Origin of the sequence: Roseivirga sp. (genome assembly GCF_049099775.1) — a bacterium.
Lineage (GTDB): Bacteria > Bacteroidota > Bacteroidia > Cytophagales > Cyclobacteriaceae > Roseivirga.
On sequence record NZ_JAGDZM010000013.1, the window covers coordinates 1 to 18,114 of the forward strand.

Here is an 18,114-nt window from a genome sequence, read left to right on the forward strand (position 1 = left end):
ATTATCCTTCAGGCTTGTATCTGGTGTTTGTGCGCACTGCAGATGGTAAAGTAGTTCGTAAGAAATTTATCGTTCGTAGGTAGATTAGCCAATCCGAACTAGGCTGACAAAGATTCTTTAGTATTTTAAGTATTTGATATTGAGATGTTTACTCCATTTCAAAGAGCAGGTTCTGGTGAACAGATTTAAGCTCTTGGAAGGTTTTTGTGTTTTTTTGTGTCTCAGCGAGTTCCATTCCGGTTTGATAAACCTCAAGCGCCTCATCTTCCAATTCGAACGATTCTAATAGCTGCCCTGCCTGGTAATAAGTCGGAAGGTAGTCGGGGTGATCTTTTAAAAGGCCTTTGAAGATGTTCAATGATTCTTCGGGCTTAGCCTGTAAGTATTCACAAGCTAACCCATAGTAATTGAATGGATCTTTAGGGTCTTCTGCAATGTACTTTTTAAGTAAGTCTATTCGGACATCATTCATTCGGCTGAGTTCGTTTTTATTTACTTGATTATTGGCTATCTTCGGGCAAATTTAGGCATCAGCGCTGTTAGTTGTAAGTCATTTAGCGGTTTTATCTACACAATTCGAAACCAGTTTGGCCTACACTTAGTTAAAGAGGAAATATTTATCAAAACCAAAAGTAAGCATGAACATATTAGTTTGTATCACACATGTTCCTGATACTACTTCACGAATAGCATTTACCAACGATAACACTGAATTCGATAAGAATGGTGTTCAATTCATCATAGGCCCATATGATGATTATGCATTGGCTAGAGCTGTAGAGTTGAAAGAGCAGAACGGAGGAAAAATTACAGTTTTAAATGTAGGTGAAGCGGATAGTGATCCTACCATAAGAAAGGCATTGGCTATCGGTGCAGATGAAGCGGTTAGGGTAAATGCATTCCCTTCCGATTCGTTTTTTGTTGCCAACCAAATTGCTGCTATAGCGAAACAGGGGGAGTACGACCTAATATTGATGGGGCGTGAGTCTATCGATTTCAATGGAGGTATGGTACATGGTATGGTAGGCGAACTGCTTGGTTTACCATCATTCTCACCTGTAATGCAACTAGAAGTTGAAGGTAACTCAGCAAAAATCACAAGAGAGATTGAAGGAGGTAAGGAGAAATTAGAAGTTTCCCTTCCATTTGTAGCGGGATGTCAAGAACCGATTGCAGAATGGAAAATACCAAATATGAGAGGTATCATGTCTGCTAGAACTAAGCCACTTAATGTAGTTGAGCCTTCTGACAATGCTACACATAGCGAAATAGCCGCCTATGAATTGCCAGCTGCAAAAGGAGCTGTAAAAATGGTTGATGCTGATAATGTTGCAGAACTAGTTGATTTATTAAAGAACGAAGCTAAAGTAATCTAAGGAATATGTCTGTTTTAGTATTTATAGAAACCGAAGAAGGTAAAATCAAAAAATCATCTAGAGAAGCTGTTTCATATGGCGCGGCTTTAGGTGAAGTAACGGCATTGGCACTTGGTTCTGTGAGCGAAGAAGAATTGGCTACAGCAGGTGAAAACGGTGCTACCAAAGTGCTACATGTTTCAGATGAACGCTTAAATGCAGGTTTAATTCAGCCGTACGCTGAAGTACTTGCAGCTGCGGCGAATGCTTCTGGTGCAGAAATTATTGTTACGGCCAAATCATCTTTAGCAGATGCAGTAGTGGGTAGAGTAGCCGTTAAACTTGGAGCATCTCTAGTATCAAACGTTGTGGACTTGCCAGATACAAGCAATGGTTTTCAAGTAAAGAGAAGTATTTATACGGGTAAAGCATTTGCTAACGTAAACCTGACAACTGATAAGAAAGTATTAGCCATTAAGAAGAATGCTGTTGAAGTAAAAACTGACGGATCTGCTGCAAGTGTTGAAGCATTGTCAGTAAGTCTTGACGATGCATTGTTTGGCGCTACGATTACATCTACTGAAAAAGCAGAAGGTGATGTATTGCTTCCAGAAGCTGACATCGTTGTTTCTGGTGGTAGAGGACTTAAAGGCCCAGAGAATTGGGCTGTAATTGAAGATTTAGCCAAAACTTTAGGTGCTGCAACAGGATGTTCTAAACCCGTATCCGATATGGATTGGAGACCTCACCATGAGCACGTAGGTCAAACAGGTGTTAAAGTAAGCCCTACACTATACGTAGCGGTTGGTATCTCAGGTGCAATTCAGCACTTAGCGGGTGTCAATTCTTCTAAGTATATTGTGGTAATTAATAAAGACGAAGAAGCTCCATTCTTTAAAGCCGCAGATTATGGCATAGTTGGAGATGCTTTCGAAGTATTACCAAAATTAAACGAAGCGCTCAAAGCAGCATTGGCTTAGATTTTTTAGCATTGAATAAGGTAAAGATTGAAATCCTTGGGCTTTCCTCGAGCCAATCTCAAACTACTGGCTCTTTTGCATTAGTACTAGGAGAAGAAGAAGGTGAGAGAAGACTCCCGATTATCATCGGAATGTTTGAAGCTCAGGCGATTGCTCTGGAAATTGAAAAGATTACACCCAATAGACCTATGACACATGACTTGTTTAAGTCTTTTGCGCATGGGTTTAATTTTAGTGTAACAGAAATCATTATTTCCGACCTGAAAGAAGGTGTCTTTTTCGCTAAAGTGGTTTGTACTGATGGTTCAAAAACCATTGAAATTGATGCCAGGCCCTCCGATGCTATTGCCATCGGAATTCGTTTCGATGTACCTTTTTATACTTACGAGCAAGTCTTGTCTGAAGCTGGTATAATCCTTACTGACGAAGAAGAACTGTTAGAAGAAGACAGTAGCGATGAGCCAATTAAAGTTTCTAAACCAGGAGATAGACTCCAAGATTTTTCATTAGACAAACTGAATGAGATGCTAGATGCAGCACTGAACGGTGAGGATTATGAAAAAGCAGCGAAGATTAGAGACGAGATAAATAAAAGAAGTTAATTAAATCGAGGCCTTTGTTCATTTTATGGACAAAGGCTTTTTTATGCCCAAAAGACAATGGATATCATCAGAGCAATTATTGGTCTTTTAGTACTTGTAGGGATTGCTTATTTGCTATCAGGCAATAAGAAAGCTATTAGCTGGAGGCTTGTAGGTATTGGCATACTGATGCAAGTAATCATAGCACTATTAATTGCCGAAGTACCATTTGTTAAAAGTGCCTTCGATTTCATTAGCCGTGGCTTTGTATCCTTTTTAAGTTTTGCACTCAATGGTGCAGAGTTCCTTTATGGCGATTTATCTAAGAATAGCGATGCCGTAGAGGGTGTAGGGCATAGCCTTGGCTTTCTCTTTGTTTTTCAAGCATTGCCAACCGTTATTTTCTTTTCTGCGATTACCGCTGGCTTGTATTATTTGGGCATTCTACAAAAAATCGTTTATGTATTTGCTTGGGTTATGGCTAAAACTATGCGCCTTTCTGGTGCAGAGTCTATGTCGGCTGCAGGTAATATATTTTTGGGTCAAACTGAGGCACCGCTCTTGGTAAAGCCATTTATTGGCAAAATGACCAAGTCGGAATTACTCTGTTTAATGACCGGGGGAATGGCCACAATAGCCGGCTCAGTATTAGGTGCCTATGTTTCGTTTTTAGGTGGCGGTGACCCTGAACAACAAGCCAAGTTTGCTACATATTTACTCAGTGCTTCCATTATGAATGCACCTGCAGCCATTTTAATGGCAAAGATTTTCCTTCCTGAAGAGGAAGAAGTAAATGCAGAATTAAAAGTTCCAAAAGATCAGATAGGCGTCAATGTAATCGATGCACTGGCAGGAGGAGCTAGCGATGGTCTTAAGTTAGCCGCTAATATTGGCGCCATGCTGCTCGCATTTATTGCAGTAATCTATTCAGTGAACTGGGTGCTCGTAGATGGACTAGGAGAGTGGACTGGATTAAACGCTTATGTGGTACAAAGTACCGATGGTGTATTCGATGGCTTCAGTCTTCAATACATATTAGGACAAGGTTTTAGAGTTTTTGCCTTCGCGATGGGTGTAGACTGGTCTGAAACTTTGCAGGTGGGTAGCCTTATCGGACAGAAAACGGTAATCAACGAGTTTGTGGCCTATCTTAGTTTGGCTGAAATGAAAGAAGCTGGTGTTTTAAGCAGTAAAGCCATTATCATTTCTACTTACGCACTTTGTGGTTTCGCTAACTTTTCTTCAATCGCTATCCAAATAGGAGGAATTGGTAGTTTAGCACCATCAAGACAAGGTGACCTCTCTAAGCTAGGCATGCGGGCATTAATGGCGGCTACTTTGGCCACTATGATGACTGCAACAATTGCAGGCGCATTATTCGGGTAAACTCCTTATCCATATTGTAGAATACATTAAATTAGGATAACAAGTTTATGCGTCATGAAGAGGTTTTTGCCCTACTTAGTTCTCATATTTACGATTCTTGAAATTTCTCATGCACAGGAAAAGAAAGTTGTTTTTATTCTTTTAGATGGTATCCCTGCCGATGTTATTGAAAGTGTCGAGACGCCGATAATCGATGAAATCGCGAATTTAGGTGGTTATTCTAGGGCTTATGTTGGTGGCGAAAAGGGCGGATATTCTCAAACGCCAACTATTTCTGCACCAGGATATATGAATATGATTACTGGTGTTTGGGCAAATAAGCATAATGTCTGGGGAAATGGGGTGAAGGCACCAAATTATAATTATTTGAACGTCTTTAGAATAATTAAGAATGCTCAACCCGATAAGAAAACAGCCATATTTTCGACTTGGCTTGACAACCGAACGAAGTTGGTTGGGGAGTCGCTACCAGAAACTAACCAATTCAAATTTGACTATTCGTTTGATGGATTTGAGTTAGATACCATTACGTATCCACATGATTCTGAACGTGAGTATATCTATAATATCGATGAGCACGTAACGAAAGAAACTGCAAGATATATCAAATCAGAAGCTCCAGATTTGTCTTGGGTATATTTAGAATTTACCGATGATATGGGTCATAAATATGGAGATAGTCCTCAGATGATTGATGCCGTAAAGAAGGCTGACGCTCAAGTGGGTAGAATTTGGCAAGCGATTAAGTACCGTGAATCCGTTCATGACGAAGATTGGATGATCGTAATAACCACTGATCATGGTAGAACCGCCAAAGATGGTAAAGGACACGGAGGGCAGTCAGAAAGAGAACGCACCACTTGGATTGTGATGAATCAAGAAAACATCAATCCTAAATTTCATAATAACCCAGCCATTATCGATATCATGCCTAGTATACTGACCCATTTTAAAGTTGAACCAACAGATGACATTAAAAAGGAAATTGATGGCGTTTCACTTTTAGATAGAATCGCGGTAAGCGACTTGAATGCAAATTACGCTAACGGAAAATTGAACCTCGGTTGGGTTAATTACGGAGCCAATGAGGTTGAAATATTAATAAGTGACACGAATAACTTTAAAAGCAGGGGTAAGGATGAATACGAATTACTTGGAAGTATAAGATCTTCTCGTCAGTCTTTTTCTAAGGAGGTCAGTCTTCCTACAGGTACGTATAAGATCCTTATAAAAAGTCCCCTAAACTGGATAAATACCTGGCTAGTTATTGAATAGAAGTTTATTTAATGTCATCCGTGAAGTGACCACCATGCTTTCCTTTGGCGAACTTATCTTTGTTGAAGTTTGCCGAGTCACCTTTTGGGATGCTGAGACTACTCCAGTTTTCAGATTGCATTCTGCCCACATAGACGATTTGGCCAATGTGATAAGCATAATGTGCTAGTTGTCTAAGTGAAGCATCCATTATACTATGTGCTTGATTTCTGATGTATACTATGGTATCGAAGTTTTCTTCAGTAACACTATTTAATGCTGTAAAGAGGCATGTCCATCCTTCATTCCACTTTTGGATCAGTTCCTCTCTTGAATTGATCAAAGATTCGAATTCCTGATCACGGTTACGCCATTCTTTTTCGCCATCAGCGGTTAAGAAATCCGTCCATCGCGAGCGCATATTTCCTGATATATGATTGACTATAACGGCAATGGAATTACTTTCTTCATTATACTGGAAGAATAAAGTCTCATCCTTTATTTGCGAGAAGGTTTTTTCGCCAAGAGACTTGTAGTATTCGAATTGTTTTATGATGCTATTGAGGTCTGAAATGGGCATGAGAGGATGAATATTTACAACTTCAATTTAACTATTCTCTTTGGGAAAATTTCTTCAAAATAGCATTGCAAAATTCTTTAAAAACTCAGATTTGGCTTGAAACAACCATAGTTCAATGGGACCTTCTTCCTGAAGGTGAATAAAACAGAAAAGGAAACCTAAAGAGGTTTCCTTTTCTGTTCTTTCAATCATAATGGTCTTACCCCATTGCGATATCTTGCTTTGTGAAAGGGATTTTATAAACCCTTCTTCCGGTAGCCGCTGCTATAGCATTCGCTAATGCACCACCAGCAGGAGGGAGAGAAGGCTCACCTAAACCAGTAGGGTCATTTAAACTGTCAACAAAGTGAACATCTACCGTTGGCGCTTCGGAACTTCTAATCAATCTGAACTTATCAAAATTATCAGCTTGAGGTACACCATCAACGAAAGAGAAATCTCCATACATCGCATGGCCTAAACCATCTACCACACCACCTTGAATTTGATTAATGGCAGCTTCAGGGTTAACAACTATTCCACAATCAACGGCAACGGTCATATTTGTGATTTTAGGCTGACCATTGACGGTTTTTACATCAGCAACTTCCGCTACATAGGTGTTGTGAGAATAATAGCAGCTAAATCCTTTACTTACTCCAGCTTCAGGGTTCGACCATTTGCCTTTTTCAGCCGCTAGTTTAATTACTCCGATCATTTTTTCAGGTTCGTAATCAACCTTACCAACTGGATCGTTTTTAGCACGTTCCAGAACGTCGAGCCTTACTTGAACAGCATCCACATTCATTTCTTTTGCAAGTTCATCAAAGAAGCTTTGTTCAGCGATGGCCAAGAAATTTGTGATCGGTGCGCGCCAAGCGCCAGTCGTAATGTTACTATTTAGGTTATGAGATTCGATGGTATAGTTTTCAATTCCACCAGCTGGAAACCAATCTTGTCGAGTAGAATTTCCCATTTGAATGCCAGAACCCGTTAAATGGTAGCCTGTAATTTTACCATCCTTATATGCTGCTCTGAACTTATATTTCGAAGCTGGGCGATAAGTACCAGCAGTCATATCATCTTCTCGCGAAAACTGAACTTTCACGGGCTTTCTAATTTTATCCGATATGGCTGCAGCTTCTAATGCAAAGTCTCCATAGAGTCTTCTGCCAAATCCACCGCCCATTCTTGTCATTTCTACACTAACAGTTGCAGCTTCTCTTTTAAGTAATCCTGCTACACGATTGTGTGTCCAGTCAGGTGTTTGAACAGGTCCGGCCAACTCAATCTTGTCATCACTTACATTGGCAAAGAAATTCATAGGTTCCAATGTGTTGTGAGGAAGGAAAGGAGCTTCGTAAGTTCTTTCCAGTGTACCATCTGCACTTGCAAAAGCTTTCTTGATATTTCCGTCGGATCGTTTCATAGATTGACTATTCGAAACGTCGAGTAATCTATTCAGCTCTTTGTCGTGCTCATCTGTGTTTTCTAGTGGGGCAGATTTCTCCCAAGTGGCCTTAAGTGCTTTTTTACCTTTAAAAGCAGCCCAAGTATTTTTAGCAATTACAGCTACCTTTTCGCCTCTGACCTTTCTTTGATCATCTCGCTCATTGTCGTCAAATGTGATCACATCAATTACACCATTGACTTTTCTGGCTTCACTGTCATCTAATGATTTCAATTTTGTACCGAAAGCCTGTGGTCTTAAAACAGCGGCGTAAACCATGCCATCCGCTGTGTAGTCAACGCCAAAAAGTGGCTTACCTGTAACTATGTCATCCAAATCTACATTGGACTTACTGTTTCCAATAATTTTGAAATCTTTTGGATCTTTTAAGGCAACCTCTGAAGGAATTTCCTCAGTAACGGCTTTAGATGCCAATTCACCATAAGACATTTTCTTTCTACCGTTATAAACATAACCTGCTTCTGTGGTTAGGCTGGTTGCATCAACTCCCCATTCCTTAGCAGCGGTATTGACCATTAATTGACGTGCTGTAGCACCTGTCATACGAAGACTGGCCCAGCTGGCACGAATGGATTGACTACCTCCAGCGATTTGTCTCGAGAAAGAGGTGTTATTAAGACCTGCTTGTTTCACTATTACATCTTCCCAAGCTATGTCAAGTTCTTCTGCCACAATCATAGGCATTGAAGTTTTTACATTTTGACCAATTTCAGGGTTAGGCGACATTATTGTTACCTGACCATTATCAGCTATAGAAAGAAATGCATTTACCTCGAACCACTCTTTAGGAGGAAGTTTTTCAATGTCCATAGGGTTGCAGCCCCATGCAAACCCGATCATTAACCCGCCACCTGCAAGAGCAGATGTTTTAAGAAATGATCGTCTATCGATTTTTGTTTTTATTACCGTCATCGTATTAAATCATTAAAGGTTAAAGTTGTTCGGCTGCAGTGGCTATGGCAGCTTTAATTTTATTGTATGTTCCACAACGGCATAGATTGCCATTTGTAGCATCTTGAATGTCTTGGTATGAAGGGTTGGAATTCTTGTTTAAGAAAGCTGCCGCATTCATAATCTGTCCCGCTTGGCAATAACCACATTGTGGTACATCATGCTTTTTCCAAGCTTCTTGAAGTGGGTGATCTCCTTTTTCTGAAAGTCCCTCAATCGTTGTGATGTTATTTTCGCCTACGGCTGAAACAGGTATTTGGCAAGAACGAACTGCATTACCATTCAGGTGAACTGTACATGCACCACACTGACCAATGCCACAGCCAAATTTAGTACCCTTCATTTCTAGTTCATCGCGGAGGACCCACAGCATGGGCGTATCCGGATCGGCCTCAACAGATTTTTGCTGACCGTTTACTTTAATGTTATAAGATGCCATAATAGAGTTGATGATTTGAAATTAAGATAGGAGTTAATACGTCAAATTCATAGTTGCATTTTGCGAATGGCGTTGATGGTTAGGTTTCTTAGATGAACTACAAAGTTCGATAGACGAGCGTAAGACTTATTAGAATGAATTAAGCCATAGTAGAATAGCTCAAGAAAAACGTGAAATCATCAATTATTTATATCAGCAAGAATTTTTCAATTCAATTTTTTGAGCAACGCTATCAGAAAAATGCTATGTACACCAGAATGTGTCTAGACCCAAATTCATTTTATAAATTGATCATGATTTCACCTAAATCAGACATTATGAAACAACCTAAACTCCACTCAGGACTATGGGTAACTATACTACTATTAAGCGCTAGCTTATCTGTTAAGGCTCAGGATATTAACGAGTCAACTCTCAGGTCAACTTTAACCGAAATAATGAATGAGGCTGAAAGTTATGAGGAGTATAAAGTCATCAAAACATCAAAGCTTCGGAATTTTAAAACATCTATGATTGATAGTATTAATGCCTATCAACGACAGATAAAAAACTTGGCCTTAACCTCTGTCGAAACGCAAGCCGAACTTAAAATTCTCAAAAATGAGCTTGAATTAATCAAATCCAAACTAATCGAAAGCGAGTCATTAAATGCCGAGATTGGTTTCTTGGGAATGAGCTTTAATAAGCGATTTTATAGTGCGCTTGTTTGGTCCATAATTGCACTCCTGACAACAATTATAGTCGTGATTTACACAAGGATAAAACATGTCTGTCATGTGGTGAAGCGCGTGAAATCAGCCTATTCAAAAATTGTGGATGAATACAGAAATCAGCGTTTTCAGGCCACAGAAAAGCAAATGCTTTTAAAAAGGGAACTTCAAACTGCACTTAATCGATTAGAGTCGCTTGAGGCCGTAGAGAAATAAAGATAATCATTAGTAGTGTCGAAAGATACAATTGGCGTTGTATCAAAAAAGCCTATTCATACGGAATAGGCTTTTTTTTGAATTGATATATAAGTTAGAATTACTTCGGAGTCGGCCTACCTGCAAGTATTTCATCGTTTGCATACTCTTCAAACTTCACAAAGTTCTCATTAAATTTTACAGCCAACTTATTCGCTTCCATATCATAAGCCGCTTTATCTGCCCAAGTATTCTTAGGACTCAATAACTCCGTAGGTACATTAGGGCATTCATTTGGCATAGCCAATCCAAATACTTCATGCGTTGTAAAATTTATTTTGTCTAAATCGCCTTCAAGCGCAGCAGTAATCATTGCTCTTGTGTATTTAAGCTTCATTCTACTACCTGTTCCATAAGCTCCGCCAGACCATCCTGTGTTAATCAACCAAACATTAACGCCCGCTGCCTGCATCTTCTCTCCAAGCATTTCAGCATATTTAGTAGGGTGTAATGGCATAAATGGTGCTCCAAAACATGCCGAGAATGCGGAAACTGGTTCTGTAATTCCGGCTTCAGTTCCTGCTACTTTTGCCGTGTAACCAGAAATGAAGTGAAACATGGCTTGGCCCGGTGTTAGCTTTGAAATAGGAGGTAATACTCCTGAGGCATCACAAGTCAAAAAGAAAATGTTCTTAGGGTTTTCACCAACAGAAGGTTCTTGAATATTATCGATGTGATAAATAGGGTAAGATACACGCGTATTTTCGGTGATCTCTCCACTTTCATAATCAGGTTCGTTAGAATCACCTTTAAAAGTGATGTTTTCCAACAAAGCACCGGGTTTGATGGCTTTCCAGATGTCTGGTTCTTTTTCCTCTGTTAAATCAATCACCTTTGCGTAACATCCACCTTCAAAATTGAAGACAGTGTTTTCACTCGTCCAACCGTGCTCATCGTCTCCAATTAACCTTCTATTAGGGTCAGCCGATAGTGTAGTTTTACCTGTTCCTGATAAACCGAAAAAGATAGCCGTATCACCTTCTTTACCAACATTAGCAGAGCAGTGCATAGCTAAGGTGTCTTTTTGGTGAGGTAGGATAAAGTTGAGTGCAGAGAAAATACCTTTTTTCATTTCTCCAGTATAACCTGTGCCACCTACTAAGGCTATTTTTCTACCAAAGTTTAAGATGGCGAAATTATGTTGGCGTGTTCCATCTCGATCAGGTACAGCCATAAAGCTTGGAGCACATACTACTGTCCACTCTGGATCGAAGTTTTCAATTTCGCTTTCAGTCGGTCTTAAGAACATGTTGTAGCAGAACATATTCGACCAAGGGAATTCAGTAACAACACGAATGTTTGTTCTGTATTTTGGGTCGGCGCAAACATAAGAATCTCGTGCGTAAATTTCTTTTCCAGAAAGGTAATCCGTCACTTTTTCATACAGCGCATCAAATTTAGATGGCTCGAAAGGGATGTTTATGTTTCCCCACCAAACAGCATCTTTGGTAATATCATCTTTAACAATGAATCTATCTTTTGGCGAACGGCCTGTAAATTCACCAGTGTTTACCGTTATGGCTCCTGTACTCGTTTCCTGAACCATTCCCTTTTCTACAGAAATTTTGGTTAATTCAGAAGGAGTCAAATTCCAGTGCACTTTGGCATCTTTAATGCCCATTTCGCTTAGATTTGATTTCTTGGATTCTATTCCAGTTTCTAGCATAATTGTAATTCTTTTTGCTCTTTGTGAAAACGATTGCAAAAGTACAGAGAGGTAATTAAAAAACCGACAGAATCCTGCTGAAAAAGCAATATTTTGACACTTTTTTGACAAGTGGGATTTATACTCCGTAAATCACTTTTTGGTGGTATTTATCCTAATGCATTTGTAAAATGTTTTCACTCATGTTAGATTCAAAGGTTAATCTAAAACGAAAAAACTAAATATGTCGGATTTAACGTCTACAAAAGAGCCTGAATTGTTCGGGCACCCTAAAGGGCTTTTTTACTTGTTCTTTGCTGAACTGTGGGAACGCTTCAGTTTTTATGGAATGCGTGCATTGCTCACGCTATACATGGTGAACGAAATTTTTGAGGCCCTTGTCACACGGGATTTGGCTGCAGCCGCCGTTTATTCATCATATGGCTCTTTAGTCTATGCTTCTACTGTTGTAGGGGGTAGAGTATCTGATAAGCTATTAGGGTTTAGGAAGTCCATTCTTTTGGGCGGGGCTTTAATGGCGCTTGGTCACTTTGTTTTGGCTATAGAGAATGATATAGCTTTCTTTCTTGCATTGGCCTTTATCGTAGTAGGGAATGGTTTCTTTAAACCTAATATTTCAACCTTTGTAGGTGCCTTATATAAAGATGGTGATCAACGTAAAGATTCTGGGTTTACTATCTTCTATATGGGTATTAACATTGGAGGATTTGTTGCGCCATTGCTATGTGGCTGGCTTGGAAGAGAATATGGCTGGCATTATGGTTTTGGCCTAGCGGGTATCGGCATGTTGACCGGTTTGTTGGTATTCTGGAATGGAATGAAAAGCGGTGTTTTCCAAGATAAAGGACTTGCTCCTAAGCTCGAATCTTTGGAGAAGAAGGTTTTAGGAGTTAAGCAAAAAATATTAGTGCCAATCTTGTCTGTTTTGGCTGCACCGATAATAGCTTTAATGCTTTATTCTTATAAGGCTGTAGCAGGAGGAGAGTCCATTTTTGGGGATCAAAATGTAGTAAACATTATTTTTAAGGCTGTTGGTGTGTTCATATTAGGCTATATGGCTTTTATCATGTATAAATGCACGCCTTCAGAAAGAAAGAAACTTGGAGTAGCCCTACTTATTACTCTATTCATGACTGTATTTTGGGGGTTCCATGAACTCTCAGGAAGTGTCATAACCTTGTTTGCTGAGAGAAATGTTAATTTAAAGATCATTGATGCAGCACAGACGAATGCTTTGAATTCAATGTTTATCATTATCCTCTCAATCCCGATTTCTTTATTATGGACTTACCTAGCTAAGAAAAAACGAAACCCAAGAACCCCTTATAAATTTGGCCTTGGATTAGCGCTTGCTGGTATCTGTTTCTATGTTCTTTCTTTAAGTGGAGGTGCTGCTGATGATAATGGTATGGTGCCGTTCTCTTATCTTCTAATAATGTACTTCTTACTGTCTATTGGAGAGTTATTTATGTCTCCAGTTGGACTTTCAAAAATAACTGACCTTTCTCCGCAAAGGATTGTTGCTTTTATGATGGGCGTTTGGTTCTTGTCATCTGCATACGCTTTCCAAGTTGTTGGGTTTATAGGGAAAAAATTAGCGATCGAAAGTGATGACGCTAATGTAGGAGGCCTAGATTCTTTAGATACTTACATTGGTGGATTTGAGTTAATAGCTCAGTATGCATTAGGTGCAGCTGTTATTGTGCTTTTAGTTTCTCCTATTTTGAAGAAATGGATGCAAGAAGTACATTAAGAGTCTAGAATACATAAAAAAAGCCCATCCGATTGTCGGATGGGCTTTTTTTATGCTTTCTATATTGGTTTAAGCTCTTATTAACATGGCACCACTAGAGTAGCCACCACCAAAAACTGTTATGACAGCAGTTTCATCCTTTTTCATTTCTCTAAAGATCTGAGAATAACCTATCGAAGAGCTTGCAGCACCCGTATTTCCAAGTTCCACCATGTTGATCACCACTTTTTCTAATGGGAATTTTAAGGTTTCAGCAATAACATTGATGATTCTAATATTGGCTTGGTGAGGAATCAGATAATCAAGCTCATTAACTTTAAAGTTATTATCGGTGAGTATGTTTTGTGTCTTTTCTGACATGAATGTAATGGCATTGTAGAATACATCACGGCCATCGGGCATTTCAATACCGCCATTTAAAGGTTTTAGTGAAACACCCCCAGGTCCTCTGCCAATATGCGCGTGTCCCTCGGTGTTGATAGATAAAACTTCATGATCAGAAGTCGTTATTCTCTCTTTGGATACAAAAATGGCAGATGCACCATCTCCCCAAAGGTGTGCCGAAACTGGGTCATCTTCATTTACAAAAGCCCAATTATGTTCTGCATTAACCACCAAGGCTCTAGTGGCTTTACCAGTGGCAAAGTAACCTTCTACTATTTCCATGGCATTTAGAAACGAGCTACAGGCAGAAGAAATTGAGAAAACGATCGCTTTATCGATGTTATACTTTTGTTGAACCACATGAGCCAATGTACCTACTGTATCATATGGAGAGTATGTTGCGCCAATAATGAGGTCAACATCCTTAATGTCGTAGGGGAGGTCTTTTATGCCAGCTTCTACGGCATCAAGTGCCATAGTGTTAGTGTTTTCGTCTTTACCCGCTCTGACTCTAGTTTTAATCCCGGATTTACGTAGAATGGTGGCTTCATCCATGCCATTCTTGTCCAAGAAGTAGCTATTGTCTATGATTTCAGAGGGAAGATAATTCGATGCTTGGTTGATGTACATGTAATACTTCTAAGGTCAAAAAGATCTGCAAAAGAATGGCCAAAACTAGTCCGATTTCATTAATTCTCACTCTTAGAACTCGAAATATCTTTATGAAAGCTTCAAAACCCCTCAAATCCATGATTTTTAGGCGCTTTTTCGTTAATTTCATCAATACCAGAAATGCGTTTCGCTGATAGTTGGCGTCGGGCATTGAACTAAAATTATAAATATGAAATATTCATTCAAGAGAGGGCTCATGCTTATACTTGCCCTATTTTTTACAGTTTTTGCCTGTGATCAAGCAGGCGAAAAGTCAGACGAAGAGTTTTCAATTGACTTTGAAAAGTATACGCTCGATAATGGACTTGAGGTAGTGCTGCATAAAGATAGCTCTGACCCAATGGTGGCAGTAAGTGTACTATATCATGTAGGTTCAAATAGAGAGAAACCGGGTAAAACTGGATTTGCTCACTTCTTTGAACACATGCTTTTCCAAAATTCTGAAAATGTAGGTGCAGGGAATTTCATAAAGACTATGAACGACCTTGGTGGTTCGTTTAATGGTGGTACATGGACTGATGGGACGGTTTATTTTGAAACTGTACCTAGCGATGCGTTAGAGAAAGTGCTTTGGATGGAATCAGATAGAATGGGCTTTTTTATTAATACGGTTTCTGAATGGGGATTGGAAAATGAAAAGCAAGTTGTAAAAAATGAAAAACGCCAGGGGGTTGATAACAGACCTTATGGGCATAAAGAGTATGTTCAGTTAACGAACCTTTACCCTGAAGGTCATCCTTATAGTTGGGACGTTATTGGTAGTTTGGAAGATTTAGAAAACGCCACAATTGCTGACGTAAAGGAATTCTACGAAAAATGGTACGGCGTTAATAATGCGACACTTGTGATCGCTGGAGATATCGACGAAGCACAAGCCAAGGCTTATGTTGAAAAGTATTTCGGTGAATTAGAGCCAAGAGCTGAAGTTGAAACAATTAGCGCCATGCCAGCGGTATTGGAATCGAGTAAGCTCCTTTATCATGAAGATAAATTTGCCAACCTGCCAGATCTTCACATGATATGGCCAACTGTCGAGCGATTTCACCCTGATATGTGGGCGCTTGATTTACTAGGTCAAATTCTAACTGACGGTAAAAATTCACCACTCTATAAGGTGGTTGTTGAAGAAAAGAAATTAGCCCCAAGGGTTTCAACCTACAATAGTTCTAATGAAATAGCAGGTACTTTTAACTTATCGGCTCGGGCTTTTGATGGCGTTAATTTAAATGATTTGAAGGCTGCCTTTATGGAGGCATTTGAAAAATTTGAAAACGATGGGGTTTCTGAATCTGATTTGAATAGACTTAAAATAGGTTTAGAAACTAACCTTTATAACGGTGCGTCGAGCGTGTTTAACAAAGCTTTCCAAATGGCCGACTATAACACCTTTATTGGCGATCCTGGTTATTTTAAGGAAGATTTGGCCAATTCAATGAAACTGACAGAGGCTGATATTATGCGTGTTTATAACAAGTATATCAAAGGTCAGAATTTTCTTGCGACTAGCTTTGTGCCTGTAGGTCAAAAAGAACTTGTATTAGAAGGTTCAGAAAAGGCATCAGTAGTAGAAGAGGCTATTGTTCAAGGCGCGGAAAGTAATCTCGATCAATACGAAAAGGATGTTAAATTTGAAAAAACGGCCTCGAAAATTGATAGAAGTGAAGCGCCTCCATTAAATGGGGAATTGAGTTTCACTCCTCCATCAATTGCAAAAGATGAGTTGGCCAATGGCATGCAAGTTTACCACATCTATCAAGATGAATTACCTATGGCACAGTTTAGCATCCGGATAAAAGGAGGCATGTTCCTTGACGATCCAGCTAAGGTTGGCACATCAGCATTGCTAGACAATATGTTAATGGAAGGTACGGCTAATAGAACGCCAAGTGAGCTTGAAGAGGCCATCGGTCAGTTAGGAGCCAATGTGAACGTATTCACATCTAGAGAATACCTGACTATTTCTGGTAACAGTTTAGCTAAGAATTATGAAAAGGTTTTAGCGCTAGTAAAAGAGGTTATTATGGAGCCAAGATGGGATGCAGCGGAATTCGAGAGAATTAAGAGTTCTGCCTTAAATTCTATCCAGCAAAGCGACGCTAATCCGAATGCGATAGCTTCTCGTGTGTTCAATGAAGTACTTTATGGCAAGGATCACATCTTCGCTAATCCAGTTTCTGGTAATGCAGCTTCTGTAGCGAATATCACGCTAGATGATTTAAAAGCTTATTATGAAAGTAATTTCTCGCCTTCAATAGCCTCTTTCCACTTTGTTGGTGCTCTAGATAAAGAAGCTGTTGTTAGTTCTTTAGATATGTTCTCAGACTGGGAGGCTAAATCAGTAGATTTTCCTAAATACGAGATTAAGACTCGTGATGAAGGTTCAAGAATTTATTTTGTAGATTACCCTGAAGCGAAACAATCTGTTTTGAATATTGGGAGAGTGAGCATGGAGGGTGATAACAAAGACTATGCAGCAGCAACTATGGCCAACTATCGTTTAGGTGCTGGTTCAGGTTCAATTCTTTTTAGAAAATTGAGACTGGAGAAAGGCTATACCTATGGTGCTTATTCTAATTACGGTAGGCAATTGAACGGGACTACTTTTACTGCAGCATCTAGCGTTAGGTCTAACGTTACAAAAGAGTCTGTAAAGTTATTCAAAGAGATTCTTGATAATTATGGCAATGAATTCTCGGAAGAGGATATGGAAGCCACTAAAGCATCTATTTTGAGAAGCAATACACAATCTTATGAGACGCTGGGTAGTTTGGTAGGAATTCTTCAAAACATTTCGACTTACAACCTACCATTGGATTATGTTCAGAAAGATGAAGCAACACTGAAGTCAATGGACGTTAATGAAGCAAAGCGACTTATTGGTGAATACATGAATCCGGACGAGTTGATTTATGTTGTTGTGGGTGATGGTAAAACACAACTTAATAGGTTGAATAATTTGGGCCTTGGTAAACCGATTGTGGTGAATAAGGACAAGCAAAAACTTACTATAGATAAGTAATTAATAGTATTTCAATAAAGAGCTCCATTCTTGAGGATGGAGCTTTTTTTGTACAATAAATGAAAGTAAGTCGGCTTATTTAGCCATTACTTTTTTGACTATGCGTTGTAGTTCAGGCACAACTTGTTCTACAAACCAAGGGTTTTTCCGCATCCAGATCCCATTTCTAGGCGAGGGATGCACAAGCGGTAGGAATTCTGGTAAGTAGGTGTCGAACTTAGCAACTGTTTCTGTGAGTGTTTTCTCTTTTTTATCTCCCAAGTAGTATTGCTGAGCATAAAGGCCAATAAGAATTGTAAGTTCAACTCCTTCTAGGTGATCGAAGACCTGCTTGTGCCATTGGGGGGCACATTCTGGGCGAGGAGGAAGATCTCCTGATTTTCCTTTACCAGGATAGCAGAATCCCATCGGTACTATGCCAAAATAATCAGTATTGTAAAATTCCTTATCTGTTACGCCTAGCCAGTTTCTTAAGTTTTTTCCTGATGCATCATCCCATGGAATGCCTGAGTTATGAACTTTGGTGCCCGGTGCTTGACCTATGACTAGAATTTTAGACTTTTCACTTACCGAAACTACGGGATTCGGGGCATGTGCTAGTTTGTCAGCACAAATCTGGCATGCTTTAATTTCTTCTAAGATGGTTTGGAATGGTCTTCCCATGGCGTATAATCGTTAT

At 39.5% G+C, this 18,114-nt stretch carries 15 protein-coding genes; 8 read left to right on the forward strand and 7 right to left on the reverse strand.

Annotation, left to right across the window (positions count from 1 at the left end; all coding sequences use genetic code 11):
- Positions 1-148: 148 nt before the first annotated feature.
- Positions 149-472: a tetratricopeptide repeat protein gene (locus JXQ92_RS17160; RefSeq protein WP_421987873.1), complete on the reverse strand. Its 324-nt coding sequence runs from the start codon at positions 470-472 to the stop codon at positions 149-151.
- Between the two features lie 166 nt (positions 473-638).
- On the opposite strand from JXQ92_RS17160, the gene JXQ92_RS17165 reads away from it, so the two are divergent.
- From JXQ92_RS17165 to JXQ92_RS17185, 5 genes are read left to right on the forward strand one after another with little or no spacing between them, the layout of a single operon-like run.
- Positions 639-1,376: an electron transfer flavoprotein subunit beta/FixA family protein gene (locus JXQ92_RS17165; RefSeq protein WP_421987874.1), complete on the forward strand. Its 738-nt coding sequence runs from the start codon at positions 639-641 to the stop codon at positions 1,374-1,376.
- A gap of 5 nt (positions 1,377-1,381) precedes the next feature.
- Positions 1,382-2,335 (forward strand): electron transfer flavoprotein subunit alpha/FixB family protein, encoded by a 954-nt coding sequence (locus JXQ92_RS17170; protein WP_421987875.1) that lies wholly within the window; start codon positions 1,382-1,384, stop codon positions 2,333-2,335.
- A gap of 11 nt (positions 2,336-2,346) precedes the next feature.
- Positions 2,347-2,937, forward strand: coding sequence for a bifunctional nuclease domain-containing protein (locus JXQ92_RS17175; protein ID WP_421987876.1), 591 nt, complete (start codon positions 2,347-2,349; stop codon positions 2,935-2,937).
- A gap of 57 nt (positions 2,938-2,994) precedes the next feature.
- On the forward strand, positions 2,995-4,302 hold the full coding sequence (locus tag JXQ92_RS17180) for a NupC/NupG family nucleoside CNT transporter (protein ID WP_421987877.1): 1,308 nt from the start codon (positions 2,995-2,997) through the stop codon (positions 4,300-4,302).
- A gap of 54 nt (positions 4,303-4,356) precedes the next feature.
- A complete protein-coding gene (locus tag JXQ92_RS17185; protein WP_421987878.1) occupies positions 4,357-5,577 on the forward strand; it encodes an alkaline phosphatase family protein in 1,221 nt (406 codons plus the stop codon).
- Positions 5,578-5,581: 4 nt separating this feature from the next.
- Here JXQ92_RS17185 and JXQ92_RS17190 read toward each other — a convergent pair whose 3' ends face one another.
- From JXQ92_RS17190 to JXQ92_RS17200, 3 genes are all read right to left on the reverse strand, one after another.
- On the reverse strand, positions 5,582-6,136 hold the full coding sequence (locus JXQ92_RS17190; protein ID WP_421987879.1) for a DUF1572 family protein: 555 nt from the start codon (positions 6,134-6,136) through the stop codon (positions 5,582-5,584).
- Between the two features lie 199 nt (positions 6,137-6,335).
- Positions 6,336-8,498 (reverse strand): molybdopterin cofactor-binding domain-containing protein, encoded by a 2,163-nt coding sequence (locus JXQ92_RS17195; protein ID WP_421987880.1) that lies wholly within the window; start codon positions 8,496-8,498, stop codon positions 6,336-6,338.
- Positions 8,499-8,517: 19 nt separating this feature from the next.
- Complete coding sequence (locus tag JXQ92_RS17200) at positions 8,518-8,976, reverse strand: (2Fe-2S)-binding protein (RefSeq protein ID WP_421987881.1); 459 nt, start codon at positions 8,974-8,976, stop codon at positions 8,518-8,520.
- A 317-nt stretch (positions 8,977-9,293) separates the two neighbouring features.
- Between JXQ92_RS17200 and JXQ92_RS17205 the strand changes: the two genes are divergently transcribed.
- Complete coding sequence (locus JXQ92_RS17205) at positions 9,294-9,902, forward strand: hypothetical protein (RefSeq protein ID WP_421987882.1); 609 nt, start codon at positions 9,294-9,296, stop codon at positions 9,900-9,902.
- Between the two features lie 100 nt (positions 9,903-10,002).
- Here JXQ92_RS17205 and pckA read toward each other — a convergent pair whose 3' ends face one another.
- Complete coding sequence (pckA, locus tag JXQ92_RS17210) at positions 10,003-11,607, reverse strand: phosphoenolpyruvate carboxykinase (ATP) (protein WP_421987883.1); 1,605 nt, start codon at positions 11,605-11,607, stop codon at positions 10,003-10,005.
- A 223-nt stretch (positions 11,608-11,830) separates the two neighbouring features.
- Between pckA and JXQ92_RS17215 the strand changes: the two genes are divergently transcribed.
- Entirely contained in the window at positions 11,831-13,360 is a 1,530-nt protein-coding gene (locus JXQ92_RS17215; RefSeq protein ID WP_421987884.1) for a peptide MFS transporter, read from the forward strand.
- Between the two features lie 69 nt (positions 13,361-13,429).
- On the opposite strand, the gene JXQ92_RS17220 is transcribed toward JXQ92_RS17215, so the two are convergent.
- Complete coding sequence (locus JXQ92_RS17220; protein WP_421987885.1) at positions 13,430-14,374, reverse strand: 3-oxoacyl-ACP synthase III family protein; 945 nt, start codon at positions 14,372-14,374, stop codon at positions 13,430-13,432.
- A 211-nt stretch (positions 14,375-14,585) separates the two neighbouring features.
- Here JXQ92_RS17220 and JXQ92_RS17225 point away from each other — a divergent pair, with 211 nt between their 5' ends.
- A complete protein-coding gene (locus JXQ92_RS17225; RefSeq protein ID WP_421987886.1) occupies positions 14,586-17,435 on the forward strand; it encodes a M16 family metallopeptidase in 2,850 nt (949 codons plus the stop codon).
- 75 nt (positions 17,436-17,510) lie between these two features.
- Here JXQ92_RS17225 and JXQ92_RS17230 read toward each other — a convergent pair whose 3' ends face one another.
- Complete coding sequence (locus JXQ92_RS17230; RefSeq protein ID WP_421987887.1) at positions 17,511-18,098, reverse strand: uracil-DNA glycosylase family protein; 588 nt, start codon at positions 18,096-18,098, stop codon at positions 17,511-17,513.
- Between the last annotated feature and the right edge of the window lie 16 nt (positions 18,099-18,114).